At 67.7% G+C, this 18528-nt stretch carries 11 protein-coding genes; 9 read left to right on the forward strand and 2 right to left on the reverse strand.

Annotated elements, in window-relative coordinates; translation table 11 throughout:
- Positions 1–55: 55 nt before the first annotated feature.
- The 6 genes from KIT25_18355 to KIT25_18380 all read left to right on the forward strand — a co-directional run bounded on the left by KIT25_18355 (position 56) and on the right by KIT25_18380 (position 15113).
- The gene (locus KIT25_18355) at positions 56–433 is read left to right on the forward strand and encodes a hypothetical protein (GenBank protein UYN93993.1); all 378 of its coding nucleotides are present in this window, start codon (positions 56–58) and stop codon (positions 431–433) included.
- Positions 434–443: 10 nt separating this feature from the next.
- Complete coding sequence (locus KIT25_18360; protein ID UYN93994.1) at positions 444–2024, forward strand: GMC family oxidoreductase; 1581 nt, start codon at positions 444–446, stop codon at positions 2022–2024.
- A 168-nt stretch (positions 2025–2192) separates the two neighbouring features.
- Entirely contained in the window at positions 2193–4097 is a 1905-nt protein-coding gene (locus tag KIT25_18365) for a non-ribosomal peptide synthetase (protein ID UYN93995.1), read from the forward strand.
- Complete coding sequence (locus tag KIT25_18370; protein ID UYN93996.1) at positions 4094–11821, forward strand: amino acid adenylation domain-containing protein; 7728 nt, start codon at positions 4094–4096, stop codon at positions 11819–11821. The genes KIT25_18365 and KIT25_18370 overlap by 4 nt, the downstream gene beginning before the upstream one ends.
- Positions 11818–14073, forward strand: a complete 2256-nt coding sequence (locus KIT25_18375; GenBank protein ID UYN93997.1) for a hypothetical protein — start codon at positions 11818–11820, stop codon at positions 14071–14073. The genes KIT25_18370 and KIT25_18375 overlap by 4 nt, the downstream gene beginning before the upstream one ends.
- Positions 14070–15113, forward strand: coding sequence for a hypothetical protein (locus KIT25_18380; GenBank protein ID UYN93998.1), 1044 nt, complete (start codon positions 14070–14072; stop codon positions 15111–15113). Before KIT25_18375 ends, KIT25_18380 begins: the two co-directional genes overlap by 4 nt.
- A gap of 3 nt (positions 15114–15116) precedes the next feature.
- On the opposite strand, the gene KIT25_18385 is transcribed toward KIT25_18380, so the two are convergent.
- Entirely contained in the window at positions 15117–15704 is a 588-nt protein-coding gene (locus KIT25_18385; protein UYN93999.1) for a hypothetical protein, read from the reverse strand.
- Positions 15705–15740: 36 nt separating this feature from the next.
- Here KIT25_18385 and KIT25_18390 point away from each other — a divergent pair, with 36 nt between their 5' ends.
- From KIT25_18390 to dcm, 3 genes are all read left to right on the forward strand, one after another.
- Entirely contained in the window at positions 15741–16325 is a 585-nt protein-coding gene (locus tag KIT25_18390) for a Crp/Fnr family transcriptional regulator (GenBank protein UYN94000.1), read from the forward strand.
- A gap of 317 nt (positions 16326–16642) precedes the next feature.
- Positions 16643–16843, forward strand: coding sequence for a hypothetical protein (locus KIT25_18395; protein UYN94001.1), 201 nt, complete (start codon positions 16643–16645; stop codon positions 16841–16843).
- On the forward strand, positions 16840–18054 hold the full coding sequence (gene dcm, locus KIT25_18400; protein ID UYN94002.1) for a DNA (cytosine-5-)-methyltransferase: 1215 nt from the start codon (positions 16840–16842) through the stop codon (positions 18052–18054). Before KIT25_18395 ends, dcm begins: the two co-directional genes overlap by 4 nt.
- On the opposite strand, the gene vsr is transcribed toward dcm, so the two are convergent.
- Entirely contained in the window at positions 18051–18515 is a 465-nt protein-coding gene (gene vsr / locus KIT25_18405; protein ID UYN97983.1) for a DNA mismatch endonuclease Vsr, read from the reverse strand. The two genes, dcm and vsr, sit on opposite strands and share 4 nt — an antisense overlap.
- Positions 18516–18528: the final 13 nt, after the last annotated feature.

Below are 18528 nucleotides of genomic sequence, written 5' to 3' on the forward strand. Positions count from 1 at the left end.
CACCGCGGAGCATTGCTACAAGCATGGCCTCGCCTCTCAACGGATGGCCAGGACCATGCTCCAGTACACGATCCCGAGACGCTCCCTGGTCACCTCGCTCCTGGTCTGCGGCCTGCTCGCGACGCCCGCCTCGGGCATGGCGCCGCGGCGCGACGGGCTCCGGAGCTTGATCGCCCATTGGGATGCCGCATGCCTGATCGGTCGGCGCTACCTCGCCATCGCGCCCGAAGACCGTTCGGCGAGCGCTCTATGTCGCGCCCTGTTCGGAGGGCCCCTGCCGAGCGGCGGAGGTGCGGCAGCGGTCTCTCATCTGCGAGGCATCGTCGAGGTTCGGCGACGCGAGGATTTTTCGAGGGGTGACACCGTCCTGATCGATGGCTGGCTGCTGGCCCGCAGCGAGGCCCGTCTCTGCGCACTCGCCAGCCTGATCTGACGGGTCGCCCATGTTCCGAGACCTTCGTCAACTCGACGACACCACGATCGTCGACACCGACATCTGCATCGTCGGCGCCGGCGCGGCGGGCATCAGCCTGGCTCTCGCGCTGGCCGGCTCGCAACGCCGCGTTTGCCTCGTGGAGAGCGGCGGACTCGAACCCGAACCGGAAACGCTCGCGCTCAACAAGGGCAGGAGCATCGGGTTGCCGTACATTCCGCTCGATGAAAGCCGCCTGCGCTACTTCGGTGGCACCACCAACCACTGGAATTCCTACTGCCGCCCCCTCGATGCGATCGACTTCGAGAAGCGCGCCTGGGTTCCCCACAGCGGTTGGCCCCTGACGCGGGACGAGCTCGAACCGTTCTATGCGCGCGCCCAGGCGCTGTGCGAGCTGGGGCCCTACATCCACGACGACGACGCAGTGTCGAGAGTGCCCGGCCTCCTGCCGTTCGACGCGCGGCGCCTCGTCACCGTCAACTGGACGATCGGGCCGCCCACCCGCTTCGGGTTGCGCTATCTCGAAGACCTGCAGACGGCGGCAAACGTCGACGTGCTGCTCAATGCCAATCTCGTCGAGATCGTCGCGACGAACGATGTCCGCCGGGTGGCGGTCCTGCGCCTGCGGACGCTGGACGGCAAGTCCGGCATCATCCATCCGAAAGTCGTCGTGCTGGCTTGCGGCGGCATCGAGAACGCGCGCCTTCTGCTGGCCTCCAACGGGGTGGCGAAGCAGGGTCTCGGCAACGAACGCGACCTCGTCGGGCGCTTCTTCGCCGACCATGTCGGCGCCATCATGGGCTATGTCGTGCCGAGAGACGGCGGCTCCTGTCAGTTGGCCTACAGCCTGCCCGCGTCGGTGCAGCTCGAGCGCGAGGAGGCGACGCTCAGGCTCGCCCCCGCCCTGCCGGCGGACCTGCAGCGCCGCGAGCAGCTGCTCAATGCTCATGCCATGATGGAGTGCGCCGACGAGCAAAGTCGCGGCTACCTAGCCCTACGCGCGGCCGGCAAAGGTCTCGCGCGCGGCGACCTCGGCGGCCTGGGCGGCGCCATTGCGACCGTTCTCGGCGACCTCGACGGCACCGCCGGCGCGCTTTGGCGCTACGTGACGGATGAACTCGTGTTCGGCGTCAGCACCTACTGTGAAACCGCGCCGAACCCCGACAGCCGCATAACGCTCGACACGGAGCGCGACAGATTGGGCCAGCAGCAGGTGTGCCTGGACTGGAGGCTGTCGCCGATCGACAAGCGCACGTCGCGCCATTTGTGCCGGATATTGGGCGAGGAGCTGGCACGCCTGGGCTTCGGCCGGCTCCACATGGACGACTGGATTCTCCGGGACGACGAGTCCTGGGAGGACCATCATCCGCGTGACCATCATATGGGCACGACGCGGATGGGCACAGACCCGTCGACGGGCGTCGTCGACCCGAATTGCCGGGTGCACGGAATGGCTAACCTCTATATCGCCGGCAGCTCGGTATTCCCGACCTATGGCGCCGCTCCGCCAACGCTCACCATCGTGGCTCTTGCCCTGCGCCTGGCCGATCACCTGCGCACGATCGATTTCGGCAGCCTCTCCACGCGCTGAGAGTATGCCGCAGACGACTGCAAGAACCGTTGAAAGTCGCCGCGGAATAGCCTGAAAACATTGATTTCATTGCCGACTTTGCTACGCTTGCAACGGGGATAGGGAACGGCACGTGCCCGGGGCTGGCATGGCCGACGCAATGCTTCAGGTGGGGCGGTGAGCAACCCGATGGCAGGTTCGCAACCAGGCGTGGGGGGCGCCACCCGCTATGGCGCCGATGCCTTCGATTTCGACGCGATCGGTGAGACGATCACCGCCCGCTTCTCTTCGATGCTCGTTTCAGCGGCTGGGGCCGTGGCGGCAATCCAGGACAAAGGAAGCCTGACCTACGCCGAACTCGAAAAGCGGTCGAACCAGCTTGCGCGCTGGTTGCAACGGCAGGGCGTCCGCGACGGCGACCTCGTGGGACTGCTGGCCGGCCGCTCGCTGGACTCCCTTGTCGCCATCCTTGCGATGCTAAAGTGCCGCGCCGGCTACGTGCCGCTCGACCCGGCCATGCCCGCGACCTACATCGATTCCATGGTGCGTGATTGCGGCACCCGTCTGGTGCTTTCGGCAGCGGCCGGGCCGACGTCCTTGTCGGTGCCGGTGGTGGGTTTCGGCGAAGCGATGGCGGCCGCACGCGAAGAATCGGCCGACGGCTTGGCCGATCGCGCGAGGCCGGAGGACATCGCCTACGTGATGTACACGTCGGGCTCGACCGGCAGACCAAAGGGCGTGCGCGTGCCGCATCGTGCCGTCGTGCGCCTGGTCAGCGGTCAGACCTACTGCCACTTTGACGCCGACGAGGTCGTGCTGCACAACTCGCCCCTCGCCTTCGATGCCAGCACCCTCGAGATCTGGGGGACCCTGCTGCACGGTGCGCGAGCCGTGCTGGTCAGCGGAGCACGGCCCTCCCTGCAGGAGATCGCCAACGCCATCCGGAACAACGGCGCGACCACCGCATGGTTCACCGCCGGCCTGTTTCACATGCTGGTCGACCATCAGCTCGATGCGCTCGCCGGCCTGCGCCAGCTCCTCGCCGGCGGCGACGTGCTGTCGCCCACGCATGTGCGACGCGCCCTGACCGCCTTGCCGAACTGCCGGATCGTCAACGGCTACGGACCGACCGAGAACACGACCTTCACCTGCTGCTACCCGGTGCCACGCGAGGGCTGGGGCGACGGGCCGGTCCCCATCGGCAGGCCGATCGCCGGCACCTACGTGCGTCTGCTCGACGACGACATGAAGCCCGTGCCGGACGGCGAGACCGGCATGCTCTACGCGGGTGGGCTCGGCCTCGCGTCGGGCTATCTCGGTGACGACCGTCTCACCGCGGCGCAGTTCGTGCCCGATCCCGGCTATCCGGGCGCCACGCTCTACCGCACCGGCGACCTCGCCCGCCTGAGACCCGACGGCCAGATCGAATTCGTCGGCCGACGCGACCGACAGGTGAAGATCGACGGCAAGCGGGTCGAGCTCGGCGAGATCGAAGAGGTGCTGCGCAGCGCCCGCGAGGTCGGCGACGCCGTGGTGACGGCGACACGCGGCACCGGCAGCGCGCCGCTCCTCACCGGCTACGTGAAGCCGGCGGCTGGCGCAACGGCCGATCCTTCGGTCGAAGCCTCCGCCCGCGCCGCGGCGGCGCGGCTGTTGCCCGTGCACATGCAACCGGCGCAGATCGTCGTGCTCGATGCCTTTCCCCTCACGACGAATGGCAAGGTCGACGTCGCCCGCCTGCCGGCGCCGAGCAGCGCCCTCCCCGGCCCAACCGTCGCGTCAGCGCACGGCGCCACAGAACGCACACTGGCCGACATCCTCGCGCGCGTGCTCGGAACGCCGCAGATCGGCCTCGAGACGAACTTCTTCGATCTCGGCGCAACGTCGCTGAAACTGGTCGAGGCACACGCCCTGATCGCCCGGACGTGGCCCGACGTCGAGGTGCTTGCGCTCTTCCAGCATCCCAATGTCGGCGAGCTGGCGCGCGCGATCGATCGAGGTGCGACCCGCACGATCGCCGGCACCGCGCGCCGGCGGGCCGACCAGCAGGCCGCCGCCCTCAAGCGGCTGCGCGGCGCGCGAACCCTTCGATGAGCCTGCCCGACAACGCCATCGCCATCGTCGGCATCGCCGGCCGCTTCCCGGGCGCCGACGATCTCGCCACGTTCTGGGCGAACATGCGTAACGGCGTGTCATCGATCACGCGCTTCTCCGACACAGAGCTCGAGGACTCGTTTCCCGCCGACATCCGCAACGCCGACAACTTCGTCCGCGCCCGTCCCATCCTGGCCGACGTCGACAAGTTCGACGCCGAGTTCTTCGGCATGCTGCCCAAGGCGGCAGCCCTCACCGATCCGCAGCACCGGCTTCTGCTCGAGTGCGCCTGGGCGGCCTTGGAAGACGCCGGCTACGATCCGGCGCGGTATCCCGGTGCGATCGGCGTGTTCGCCGGCTGCAGCCTCAGCACCTATCTCCTGACCCATGTGCTGGCGGGGCAACAGGGCGCCGACAAGTTCGCGAGCGACTACCAGGTCGGCTCCTACGATGCGCTGCTCGGCGCATTGCCCGATACGCTGGCCACGCGCATCGCCTACAAGCTCGGCCTGCATGGACCCGCCATGACGGTGCAGAGCGCCTGCTCGACCTCGCTACTCGCCGTCGCGCAGGCCTGCCAGAGCCTGCTGCTCCACCAGACCGACATGGCGCTGGCCGGCGGCGTGTCGATCACCTTTCCGCAGAAGCGCGGCTACCTGCACCAGGAGGGCGGCATGGTCTCGCCCGACGGCGTCTGCCGCCCGTTCGACGACGCGGCCGCGGGTACAATCTTCGGCGACGGTGCGGCGCTCGTGCTGATGAAGCGTCTCGACGACGCCGTCGAGGACGGCGACCACATCTACGCGGTGATCCGGGGCTACGGCGTCAACAACGACGGCAGCGACAAGGTGGGCTTCACCGCACCCAGCGTGCAGGGCCAGGCCGAGGTCATCGCCGCCGCGCTGGCCGCCGCCGGAGTCGATGCCCGGTCGATCGGCTACGTCGAGTGCCACGGCACCGCGACGCCGCTCGGCGACCCCATCGAATTCACCGGCCTTTTGCGCGGCTTCGACCTCGGCACGGTCGACCGACCGCATTGCGCCCTCGGCTCGGCCAAGGCGAACGTGGGACATCTCGACGTTGCCGCCGGGGTCACCGGCCTCATCAGGGCGGCGCTGGCGCTGCAGCAGCGCGAGATCCCGCCGCTGGCCAACTTCGTCAGACCGAACCGGCACATCGATCTCGCCGGCAGTCCGTTCTACGTCCCGACCTCGGCGCAGCCATGGCTACAGGAAAGCGGCCCGCGCCGCGCCGGCGTGAGTTCATTCGGCGTCGGCGGTACCAACGTGCATGTCGTGCTCGAGGAAGCACCCGCCCTTGTCGCGCGTCCGGTGCAGCGGAAGCGCCACGTGCTGCCGCTTTCCGCCCGCAACGAACAGGTTCTCGCCGCCGCCGCATCGGCCCTGGCCGACCATCTCGAGCGCCATCCCGATGTCGCGCTCGAAGACGTCGCTTTCACCTTGCAGGCTGGACGGCGGGTCTTTGCGCAGCGTGCGGCCGTCGCCGTCGCGTCGCGCGAACAGGCGATCGCGGCGCTGCGCGCGCCGCCGCCATCGGCGTCCGTCACCCAAGACAAGGTGCCGCTCGTCTTCCTTTTCCCCGGCCAAGGCGCTCAATTCCCCGGCATGGCGCGCGGTCCCTACCGAGACCACGCCGGCTTTCGCGACCTGGTCGACCGGGGCATCGCCATCGCCGCACCCATAGTCGGCGACGGGCTAGGCGCCCAGCTTCTCGATCCGGCCGCACCCGCCGACACTTCGACGCTGGTGGCGCAACCCTCGCTCTTCATCTTCGAGTACGCCTTGGCGCGACTCTGGATGGAATGGGGCCTGCAGCCCGATGCCATGGTGGGCCACAGCGTCGGCGAGTTCGTCGCCGCAGCCTTGGCAGGCGTCTTCTCCTTCGAGCAAGGCTGCCGGCTGGTCGCGCAGCGCGGGCGCATCATGCAGGCCATGACGCCGGGTGCCATGCTGGCGGTCCGTCTCTCCGAGTCCGAACTGAAGGCTGAACTCGGCGATTCGCTCGACATCGCCGCCATCAACGCACCGTCGCTCTGCGTCGCCGCCGGACCGGCGGCTGACGTCCAGGCCCTCAACGACCGTCTGGCCGCCAAGGGCGTGAATTGTCGGCCGCTTGCCGTATCGCACGCCTTCCATTCGCGCGCCGTCGACCCCGCCCTGCCCGAGATCGAAGCCGCCGTGCGCGGGGTGCCATTGTCGGCGCCTCGTCTGCGCTTCGCGTCGTGCGTCACCGGCGACTGGGCGAGCGACGCGCAGGCGACCGATCCTGCCTATTGGTCCCGCCATTGCCGCGCGCCGGTGCGCTTCGCCGACGCCGTCGCGACCGCCACACGCGGAACCGAGCCGTTCCTGCTGGAAGTGGGGCCGGGCCATGGCCTGTCGTCGCTTGCCGTGCAGATGGTCGGCCGGAAGTCGTTGCGGGGCGTGACCGCGAGCGTAGCCGACGCCGATGCCGGCGACCTCGCGCCGGCCACCGCCGCGCTGTGGTGCGCGGGTCTCGTCGCCGATTGGGCCTCCGCCGGCACGAGCGGACGGCGGATTTCCCTTCCGACTTATCGCTTCCAGCGAACCCGCCACTGGATCGAGCGGACGATGGCGATGCCCCCCGCTGCCGTGACACCCGTCGTCGCCGCCGCGCCAGCGACGACCGTCGCTCCGGCCCGGCCCGCCGTGGCCCGCGTCACCACCCTGCAGGATCAGGTCGTGGCCATCCTCCAGGAACACTCCGGCGTCTTGGACATCGACCCGCAGGTCACCTTCGTGGAACTGGGCTTCGATTCCCTGCTGCTCGGACAGGCGGCGCGCGCCATCGAGAAGAAGTTCCAGACCAAAATCACTTTTCGCCAGCTCCTGAACGATCTGCCATCTGCCGCCCTGCTGGCGAAGCATCTCGATTCGATGCTGCCGCCATCGCCCGAACCGGCATCCGCCGCGCCGGCGTCGGCCCCTCCGGCATCCGCAGCAGGTTCGCCCGCGACGCTCTTCGAGGTGCAACTCAAGGCGATGCAGGCGCTGTTCGCCGAACAGTTGCGCGCATTGCACGGCCAGGTGCCCAGCAGCACGCCACTCTCACCTCCGCCGGCCATTCCCGACAGCCCGGCGGCCGCGCGCGTCAGCGTGAGCCGCCCCTCCGCTCGTACGCAGGAACTGACGCCTGCGCAACGCGCCTATGTCGACGAGCTGGTGCGCCGCGTGAACGAACGCACGCCGCTTGCCAAGGCCAGGACGCAACGCGACCGCGACGTGCTTGCCGATCCGCGCACCGCCGCGGGCTTCCGGCGCGACTGGAAGGAACTCGTCTATCCGGTGATCGCCCAGAAGGCGAAGGGCTCCAGGATCTGGGACGTCGACGGCAACGAGTACGTCGACCTCGTCAACGGCTACGGCCAGACCATGTTCGGCCATTCACCCGATTTCGTCACCGAGGCCATCGCCGCCCAGCTGCAGGACGGTTTTCCGATCGGACCGCAGACGCCGCTGGCCGGCGAAGTCGCGACACTGGTGCGCGAGCTGACGGGCAGCGAGCGTGTCACCTTCTGCAACACCGGCTCGGAGGCGGTGATGGCGGCGATGCGCGTTGCACGCGCCGTCACCGGACGCGAGAGGGTCGTTGTCTTCAACAACGACTACCACGGCCAGTTCGACGAGGTGCTGGTCAAGGCTGGCGGCGGCGGCGCGCCGCGCGCCTTGCCGGTCGCACCGGGCATCCCACCCGAGTCGGTCGCGAACATGACGGTCCTCCCCTACGGCGATCCACGCAGCCTCGACTGGATCGAGGCCAACGGCGCCGACATCGCCGCCGTCATGGTCGAGCCGGTCCAGAGCCGGCACCCGGCGCTGCGCCCGGTCGAGTTCCTCAAGCGCCTGCGCACCATCACCGAGGCCAAGGGCGCCGCACTGGTGTTCGACGAGATCGTCACCGGTTTTCGCGTCCACACCGCCGGCATGCAGGCGGTGTTCGACGTCGCCGCCGACATGGTGACCTACGGCAAGGTGGTGGGCGGCGGCATGCCGATCGGAATCCTGGCGGGCAAGGCGCGCTTCATGGACGCGCTCGATGGCGGCACGTGGCGCTATGGCGACGAGTCGGTGCCCGAGACGGCGCCGACGTTCTTCGCCGGCACCTTCGTGCGCCATCCGCTGGTGCTGGCCGCCGCCAAGGCCGTGCTGCTGCATTTGCGGGCGCAGGGTCCGTCGCTGCAGGAGCGGCTCGCCACGCGCATGGGCGGGCTGGTGGACCGGCTCAACAGCGACCTAGAGCGCCGCGGTCTCGCCGCGCGCGCCGAAGGCTATTCGAGCTGGTTCTACCTCAACTTCGCCGCGGACGGCCCGCTCGCCTCGCTGTTTTGGCCACAGATGCGGCTGCTAGGGGTGCATGTGCAGGAAGCCTATCCCTGCTTCCTGACGACCGAGCACAGCGACGCCGACATCGCCGCCATCGAGCGCGCCTTCACCGCTTCGCTCGACGCGCTCGCGGCCGGCGGCATCTTCGACACCGTTCGGTCGTCGGTGCCTGCGCTCACCGCGCGGCCGGAATCCGCCCCCCTCACCGAGCCGCAGATCGAGATCCTGACGGCGGTGCAGATGGGCGACGAGGCGTCGTGCGCCTTCAACGAATCGATCAGCATCGCCTTCGAGGGCGAGCTCGATGCCGGTGCGCTTGCGACCGCGCTCGACGCCGTCGTCGCGCGGCACCAAGCACTACGCGGCCGCGTCGGCCGCGACGACGAGCAGATGCACTTCGTCCCCCGGCTGACGCTCGACGTCGGCTTGCAGGACCTGTCGGCCGCGCCCGACCCCGACGCCGCGTGCGCCGCCGTCGTGCGAGCCGACGCACGCACACCCTTCGACCTGTGGAAAGGGCCGCTGGTCCGCGCGCAGCTGCTGCGCCTGGCGCCAGATCGCCATGTTCTTCTGTTCACCGCCCATCACATCGTCTGTGACGGCTGGTCGATCAACATCATCCTGAACGAGCTTGCGGCCTGCTATCGCGCCCCCCGTTCGGGTCAGGGCGCTGCGCTGCCGGAAGCGCCATCCTTCGCGCAGTATGCCCGTACCCTGGCGGCGTCGCCGCAGGCGCGCGCGGCCGATCTCGGATACTGGACTTCGCTCTTTCGCGACATCCCGCCCCTACCCGACCTGCCGACCGACCGGCCGCGCCCCGCCCAGCGCTCCTATGCCGGCGCTTCCTACGCCACGCACTTCGATGCGATGTTGCTCGCCGCCGTCCGCAAGGCTGGCGCCGCGCACGGCGCCACGCTCTTCTCCGTGCTGTTCACGGCCCTGCAGACCGTCGTCGGCCGGCTCACCGGCGCGGCGGACATCGCGATCGGCGTGCCGGTGGCGGGCCAGGCCACCGACGACCAACCCGACCTCGTTGGCCACTGCGTCAACATGCTGCCCTTCCGCGCGCCGCTGTCGTGGGAGACGCCGTTCGCCACGCAGGTCCGGGCCACGGCGCTGCGGATCCTGGAGGGTTTCGACCATCCGCGATGCACCTACGGGACCTTGGTGCGTGCCCTGCCGGTGGAGCGGTCGGCCGATCGCATGCCACTGACCGAGATCCAGTTCAATCTCGAGCGCATCGCCGACGTGCTCGATTTCGGCGGCCCACGCGCCAAGGTCACGCCCAACGGCAAGGCCGCGGTCAACTTCGATGTCTTCGTCAACGTCATAGAGTCTTCGGCCGGGCTGCGCGTCGATTGCGATTACAACACCGACCTGTTCGACGAGGCGACGATCGCGCGCTGGATTGCGCACTACCGGCGTCTGCTCGAGTCCATCGCCGCGGCTCCCGATACGCCGTTGCAAAGCCTGCCGCTCCTGTCGGCCGAGCAGGAGCGCTTCGTGCTCGACGCAGTCAATGACACGGCGGCGGCCTACCCGAGCGACAAGTGTGTCCACGAGCTGTTCGCCGAGCAGGCGGCGCGGACGCCGGACGCGGTCGCCTGCATCGACGCCGCCGGCAGCCTCACCTATGCCGAGCTCGACCGGCAATCGACGGCGCTCGCCCACGCCCTGCTGGAGGCCGGTCCTGTGCGGCAGGGTCGTATCGCCGTTGCCGTCGACCGTTCGCGCGCGCTGCTCGTGTCCCTGCTTGGAACGATGAAGTCCGGTCATGCCTATGTGCCGCTCGACCCGAGTCAGCCGATCGAGCGGTTGCGCCAGATCGCGGCGGCGGCCCGGATCGACGGCATCGTCTGCCTCGACGGCCGCCTGAGGGCAGTCGCGCCGGATGCCTTTGCCGTGAGCCTCGATGGCCTGGCCTCCGACAGTGCGCCGGGCGGCCAACCATTGCCCCGCGTGTCGCCGTCGGCGTCGGCCTACATCCTGTTCACGTCGGGCTCGACCGGCACGCCCAAGGGCGTCGAGCTCGGCCATCGCGCGCTGACGAATATCATCACCTGCGTCGCCCGGATGTGCGAGGTCACGGCCCAGGACGTTGTCGTCGCCTCCAGCGCGGTCACTTTCGACGTCGCGGCGACAGAGCTCTACACGCCGCTGATCGCGGGTGCGCGTGTGGTCATGGCCGACACGGACCAGGTCAAGACCGGGTTCGAGCTCGTCGCGCTGGCCGACAAGTCGCGCGCGACGCTGATGCAGGCGACGCCCACCCTGTGGCGCATGCTGCTCGAGGCGCGCTTCGACTCGCACCCGGGCCTGCGCATGATCACCGCGGGCGAGCCACTGCCGCGGGAGTTGGCCGACCGGCTGCTGGCGGGTGGCGGCCGTCTGTGGAATCTCTACGGACCGACCGAGACGGCGATCTACTCGTCGGGCTACGAGGTGCGGCGCGACGGAGCCGCCGTGACCATCGGCCGGCCGATCGCCAATACCCGGCTGTACGTGCTCGACGACCGGGACCAGCTCGTCCCGGCCGGTGCGCTGGGTACGCTCTTCATCGGCGGCGACGGGTTGGCGAAGGGCTACTTCGGCCGCGCCGAACTCACGGAACAGGCCTTCCGAACGATCGCGCTGGCGGGGCGCCCGCCGCAGCGCCTCTATTGCACCGGTGACAAGGCGCGCCTGCTGCCGTCGGGAGATTTTGAGCTGCGCGGTCGGGCCGACCGGCAAGTCAAGCTGCGCGGCTTCCGCATCGAACTCGAGGAGATCGAGAACGCGTTGCGCTCCCTCGCGGGCGTGCGCGATTGTGCGGTGCTGCTGCGCCGCGACGTGACCTCCGACGCCTCGCTCGTTGCCTACGTCGCGCCGGCCGGCGGACGGACGGCCGAGCTGCGCGCCGCGCTCGCCGAACGTCTGCCGGACTACATGGTGCCGTCGCATTGGGTGGAACTTGCTGCCCTGCCACTCACGTCCAGCGGCAAGCTCGACCGCAACGCCCTGCCGATTCCGCTGCCGGTTTCGCCGTCGTCGCCCGACCCGCCATCGGAGCGTACCCGCACGCCGATCGAAACCGGGATTGCCTCGGTCTGGGCCGAAGTCCTAGGGCGGCCCGATGTCGGGTTGGACGAGCCGCTCTTCGCGCTTGGTGCCGACTCGTTGCAGATCTTCCGCATCGCCGCCCGCCTCGACCGTGACGGCGTTCCCGTCGATCCGCGGGATCTCATGAAGAATCCGTCCGTGGCGACCCTGGCGAAGATCGTCGAGGGCAAAGGCAAGGCGTCCCGCAGCCCTGGTGCCAGGACGGCGCCGTCGCTCGCCGACTTCCGGCATGGGGCGCAGCGGCGTAACCTGCCGTCATGAGCATCGGTCGACAGGATGATGCACAGGCGTCCCGCGACGCCACCGCGGCCGCGACCTTTCCCTGCACGCTCCTGCAGGAGCGATTCTGGGCGGTGGCCCATTCGCGGCGCCCGTACGGACTGAACGTCGCCATGCGCTGGCTGGTCGAGGGCCGGCTGTCTCATGAGGCCACCGAGGGGGCGTTGCGCGCATTGGTCCAGCGCCACGAGATCCTGCGCACGTCCTTCCGCGAAGACAGCGGCAGGCTCGCCCAGATGATTCATCCATCGTGCCAGATCAAATTGCGCAACGTCGATTTGTCGGCGCTCGCCTCCGAAGAGGAACGCCTGGCGCGCGCCGAGGAGATCGCCAGGATCGAGGCGCTCGAGCTTATGGATCTCACCCAGGCGCCGCTTCTGCGCGCCTCGCTGCTGCGCCTCGGCGCCGATCGCAGCATGCTGCTGCTCACGTTCCATGGAATGATCGCCGACGGCTGGTCGATCGGCCTTCTGGTCGCCGAGTTCCGCGCCGCCGCGCTTGCTATCGAGGCCGGCGCCATGCCCGACGCCTCGGCACCAGACCTGCAATTCGCCGACTATGCGCTGTGGGAGCGCGAGTTGCTCGCGAGCTCGGACCTCGACGAGTCGCGCGCTTACTGGCGTCGGCAGCTGCAGGGAGCCGTTGGCACGGTCGTCCCTCCCGATCACGAGCCGGCGGACCGCAGGGGCGACCACGGCGAGATCACATCGATCCTCATGCCGCCAACGCTCAGCGCAGCCATCGACGCCTATGCACACCGCCACGGCGTCACGCTGTTTGGTCTCGCCGCGGCCGCGCTCGCGCTGATGCTGCGGCGCCTGACGGGGCGGACCGATATCGTGTTCGGTTCGCAGGTCGCCAACCGCCAGGAGGCCGCCGCCGAGGCGCTGGCCGGCCCGACCGTGAATTCCATCACGCTCCGCCTGCCGATCGACGACGGTGCCGACCTCGCAGCGCTCGCCGGCAAGGCGGCGGAGGTGGCGCAGGAGGCGCTGCAGCATCAAAGGCTGCCGTTCGAGATCGCCTCGACCCTGGTGCCGCGGCCCGCCGGGGCGCGGCTGCAGGCCGTCAACCTCGTCGTCCACCGATCCTATTCCGGCACGTCGGAGACCGAGGGCGCTGACGGCGCCTTCACGCTCGTCTCGGTGCCCTCGTTCTCGTCGGGCACCCAGTGGGACTTGAATTTCTACGTGATCGGTCGCGACGAAGGCTGGCGCATGTCGTGCGAGGCCGACGCGACCCTCTTCGACGCCTCGACGGTGCGCGACTTCCTCGAGATGTGGCGTTCTTGCCTCGAGGCCATCGTGACGACTCCCGACCGGAGGTGGACCGAGTGCCCGGCGGTGCGCGGCATCCCCCAACGAGCCATCGCGGCGGCGGACCAGCCCACGGCCGACCAGCCGCTCATCGTCGTCCAGGAACCGTCGCGTCAGATCGTGCGGTTCCACGACCACGGCAGCCGAACCCCGATGATCGTGATGAACAACCAGTCGGTCTACTACCTGCTGGCACGCGAGCTCGGCGCGGACCGGCCCTTCATCGACATCCAGGCCTATCATCCGGACGGTCCGCTTGACCTGTCGTGGTGCACGTTCGACGACTTCGCGACCTACGCCGTGCGTCTCATTCGCTGGGCGCAGCCCAGCGGGCCGTACGTCGTGGGCGGTCATTGCGTTTATGGCGCGCTCGCCTTCGAGGCGGCACGCCAGCTCCAGGCGATGGGTGAGAGGGTGTTGCTCGTCGCGCTGTTCGACACCTGGGCGCCGGGCTATCGCGAGACGATGTCGGAGCGCGACAAGCAGCGACGCCATCGCCGGCTCCAGTTCGAGGCCCGGCGCAAGCGCATCGTGCAGTACCGCAAGGGCGAGATCGGCCTCAAGGAGCTGCTCTGGAAGCCCATCCTCCGGCGCCTGGGCCATGACGCGCCCGGCGGACCGCCCCCGGACGCCGAGCCGTTCGCCGGCTACTGGTTCGACAACTACATCTACGAGGCGGCGGCGCGCCACCGCCCCAAGCCCGCGGCGCTGCAAACCGTCCTGTTCCGCAGCCAGGAGACGCTGCGCGGCCGGCTGTTCGATGAGTTGATGGGCTGGCAACCCCTCGTCACCGGCCGGCTGCAGAAGGTCGAGATCGCCAGCGCTCACCTCGACATGTTCCGCGAGAAGCCGGCGGCGCAGATCGCCGCCGCTCTCAATCCGCTTCTGGCCCAGGCCGAAAGTCATCAGGACGGATGAACCTCGTCCGCATCGCGCTGCTGGTCGCGCTCGTCGCGGTCGTCGTCGGTTGGTACGTGTTCATTCCGCGGCGGCCGTCGCCCGCCGGCCCGCACGCCGTGGGCCGCATGGAACTCGTCCTCAAGGACAGGGAAGGCCGGCCGCTGCAGACGACCGTATGGTATCCCGCCGAGGGGCCACGCGCCGGCAGCATCCTGGTCGACGCGCCGCTCGCCGGCTTCGGCCCAGCGCCACTCGTGCTCTATTCACCGGGCTGGGGTGCCACCCGCAGCCAGAGCAGCATCCAGCTCGAGAACCTCGCCAGCCACGGCTTCGTCGTGGTCGGCTGCGACAGCTTCGCTGCCATCGCGGCGGACGATCCCGATCATGGCAAGTCGCTCGAACTGGCAACCGACACCGAACTGGCCGAGACGATCGAGCGCGGCGGCCGGCATGTCGTCAGGCAGGCGTCGCGCATCGTCGCTGTGCTCGACGCCCTGGCCGACGGACAAGCGCCGTTCGCGAAGGGGCGGCTCGATCTCGCCAGGGTCGGCGTGCTGGGATATTCGGCGGGGGGCGGGTCGGCGCTGCAGGCCGGGCTCGAGGATCCGCGCATCGTCGCGATCATCAATGTCGACGGCGCCCTGTTCGGGCCTCCGGCGGACCGGATCGGCCCGCAGGCCTATTTCCTGATCTCGAGCCAGGAGGCCTTCCCTCCCGAATCGGAACTGAAATCGGCAGATCCCGTCGTGCGCAACTACGCCCTGCTCAGCGTGTGGGACATCCCGCGCAACGAGCGCCGCATGCGGCAGCCCGGCAACTACTGGGTGCTGTTCGAGGACGCCGACCACGACGACCTGTCCGACGGATTGTTCACCCTGCGCCGCAGCCGGATGTTCCGAACGAACTTCAAGCGACGTGCGATGAACGATGCCATCGGATCGTTCGAGGTCGCGTTCTTCCGCAGCACCCTGACTGGCGATTCTTCGGCGTTGAAGCGCCTCGCCGGCGTCGGCAGCCCGAGTTTCCGCTGGATCAACCCCGCATCGACGACGCGTTAAGTCTCAGCGGCAGCCATTGTGCCTGCGCCACAGGACCGGGTCGTGGCCGACGGGAACGTCCCGGCAAGGATCGGCGCCGTAGCCGCGCAAGTCGTTATAGAGCGCGATCTGCGGGGGCATGAGCAGGGATGCGGTCTCGAGGTGCGCGGCGAGGTGGATGTATCGAAGGATCAGGCGGCTGCGCTCGATCTCCCCGAGCGCGCGGCGCAGCGTCTCATCAGTCACCGTGCGCTCGCGAAAACTCGTTTCGAGCGCCATCTCGAGGCCGATCAACCGCTCCCCCTCGCGGGTGGCCGCTACGCGCATGCGCTCGAACACGGCGCGGACTGACGCGACCTGCTCGGCCGACAGGCCAATCCTGTCCGCCAGTTCGAGGACGTGTGCCGGCCCCGGCACGCCGTTCAACTCCGCCACCTTGGCCAGTCCCCAGCCGCCGCCGCGACGCAACTCCTCGACATCCTCCGCCGACAGGCTCTTGATGGCGCGCACTTGCTGGCCGGCATAGGGCGCGGCGGCGCCGTGCCCACCATGCTGGGCGGCCGTCGGCACGGACGCCATGGCGACGAGCAGAACGATGAGAACCCTGATCATGCGGGCCACCGTTGCCACGAGGGCGGCGACGAGGACATGATGGAGATCATGTCCGCCCACTTGATCGACAGACTCGCCCGCCTCGCCACCGGCGAGCGCGCCTTCAAGGCCGGCCAGGCGCTGTTTCGACACGACGACCGTGTGACCGTTATCCACGTGGTGCTCGAAGGCGAGGTACGGCTGGTGCGCAGCCTCGGTGGCGGCGGCGAACTCACGCTGCAGCGGGCCCGGCCGGGCGACGTGCTGGCGGAAGCCTCGCTCTTCTCTGAGCGATACCATTGCGACGCCGTGGCGCTGTGCGCGGGCCGCACGCGGGTAATCGACAAGTCCACACTGCGACGGGCGCTGTCGACCGATCGCGATCTCGCGAATGCCTGGACGGCGCGTCTCGCGCACGAGGTCCAGCGGGCGCGACAGCGCGCCGAGATCCTCTCGCTGAGGACCGTGGCCGACCGCCTCAACGGCTGGCTCGCCGCATCCGGACAGCAGCTGCCGGGTCGGGGTGCCTGGAGGACGCTTGCCACTGAGATCGCCGTCAGCCCGGAGGCGCTCTATCGGGAGATCGCGCAGCGGCGACGCCAGAAAGCAAAACGCCCGCTGACCGGGGGTCAGCGGGCGTGATTGGTTGCGGGGGCAGGATTTGATCTCAACTTGCGGCGAGTCGTTTCGGATAGTGCACTGGCTGTAGCAAGCCACGGAGGGCTGTTTCGTACGGCCGCGTAGCAAAGCGCAGACCCGCAGCCGCCGAAACCGACATTCGATCGCAGTACCCATTCGATAAAGCCTTCCCCGGTTCTCGCGGCCCCCGTCGTTCCGTTAACAGCCTCACCGTTCGCTACGGGCACTCAGGTGCTGGCAGGCGCGCAATAGTGCGCACTTATGTGCACTTGACCGCACCGGAAAAAGGACTGAAAGTCTGACAGCTGCGGAGAGGGCCGGTGTCCGAGACGACAAAGATCTCCGTATTGATGCCATCCCGGGAAGCAGAGCGGTTCGAAGCGTTTTGCGAAGCCCGTGGGCACAAGAAGAGCACGCTGATCAGACGCCTCATTCGAGAGCATCTCGACCGTGAGGGGTTCGCTGTGCAGGTCGAGTTGTTTTCTGCAAGCCAGCGCCGCAAGCCAGGCAAGGACCAATGACCAAAGCCTCTTCCAGTGCCAGCCCCCCAAAGTCACTTTCTGAACGGCGCAACGAGGCGTTCAGCGGGACCCTTGCCTGCGCAGGACTGTTCGCAGGCATCGGCGGTCTTGAACTTGGATTGTCCAAAGCAGGCCATCACACCGTACTTCTTTGCGAAAATGATGATGCGGCGACGACGGTATTGGCGAAGAGATTTCCTGGAATACCGCTGGCAGCAGACGTCCGGACGATGCGATCGCTGCCGACCGAGACTGAGCTCGTCTGCGCTGGCTTTCCGTGCCAGAACCTGACGCAGGTCGGAGACAAGAAAGGCATCGCCGGCGGCCAATCATCTCTCGTCGAACATGTCTTCCGCCTTCTTCGAAAACGACCCGTACAGTGGGTGATCATCGAGAACGTCTCGTTCATGCTCCAACTTGATCGAGGTTCCGCGATCAAGAAGATCATCGAGAGTCTAGAATCGCTCGGTTATCACTGGGCTTACCGCATTGTCGACAGCTTCTGCTTTGGCGTACCTCAGAGGAGGCGTAGAGTATTCATAGTCGCCTCTCTTGAGTACGATCCACGCGCGGTTCTCCTGGCAGATGATGCCGGTCCCTTGACATCGGTTACAGCCCTACTGACCGTACCGCTGGGTTTCTATTGGACGGAAGGGAACGCTGGAGTTGGACTAGCGGTAGATTCGGTACCTCCGCTCAAGGGTGGTTCTGGTCTAGGCATACCTTCGGCACCCGCAATCCTGTTCCCGGAAGGACTCGTCGCAACTCCTCACATTCGGGACGCCGAACGGCTTCAGGGATTCCCGGCTGGATGGACCGACCCCGCTTCAACTGTGGAAAGAGCTTCCATCCGCTGGCGGTTGATCGGCAACGCAGTCACGGTGCCCGTTGCCAAGTGGCTCGGAAAACGCCTCCTGAAGCCCGGCAACTACAGCGGTGAGGACGATCCGGAATTGTCGGCTCGAGATCGCTGGCCGAATGCGGCGTGGAATCTAGGCGATGGACGCAGAGTTTCAAAAGTATCTGAAAACCCATTTGCAAATAGAGCTAGCCTCATGAATTTTCTAAGGCACGAAGGACGACCTTTGTCAGTGAAGGCAACGGACGGCTTCGTGCGCAGAGTTCGCAATAGCGGCCTGAGATTGCCTCGCGGATTCCTTGCTGCTCTTGAACGTCACGCAAGTCGAGCAGAGCATCGAGGCTCGCTCTAACTATGCTGTCGGCCTTTCTTAGGGGCTTTAGGTTGCAGGAAGTCGGAATGCTCCGATTTGAATTTCATTTGATGGAGCCCAGACAGTAGGCTCTCTAAGGTGCCTTTGCTCACTTGGCATTCCCAGACGACGACAACGCGCCATCCCCAAGCCTTCAGCTCGGCAATCTTTCGGGCATCTCGTTTCACATTCGCTTCGAATTTGGCTGTCCAGAACGCACGACGCGTCGAGGGCGTTGTGGTCTTGTGGCAGCCCTGATGCCGATGCCAGAAGCAGCCATGCACGAATATTGCTGTTCGAAGTCGCGGTAGCACGATGTCGGGACTTCCAGGCAGATTCCGATCATGAAGTCTGAAGCGGAATCCAGCGGCATGCAGGTGGCTTCGTACGGTGCGCTCGGGACTCGTATTCTTCCCCTTGATTCGCGACATCAATGCGCTACGTGCCGCTCTATTGAGCATATCGGTCACTGGG

The sequence above is a fragment of the Enhydrobacter sp. genome (assembly GCA_025808875.1).
GTDB lineage: Bacteria > Pseudomonadota > Alphaproteobacteria > Reyranellales > Reyranellaceae > Reyranella.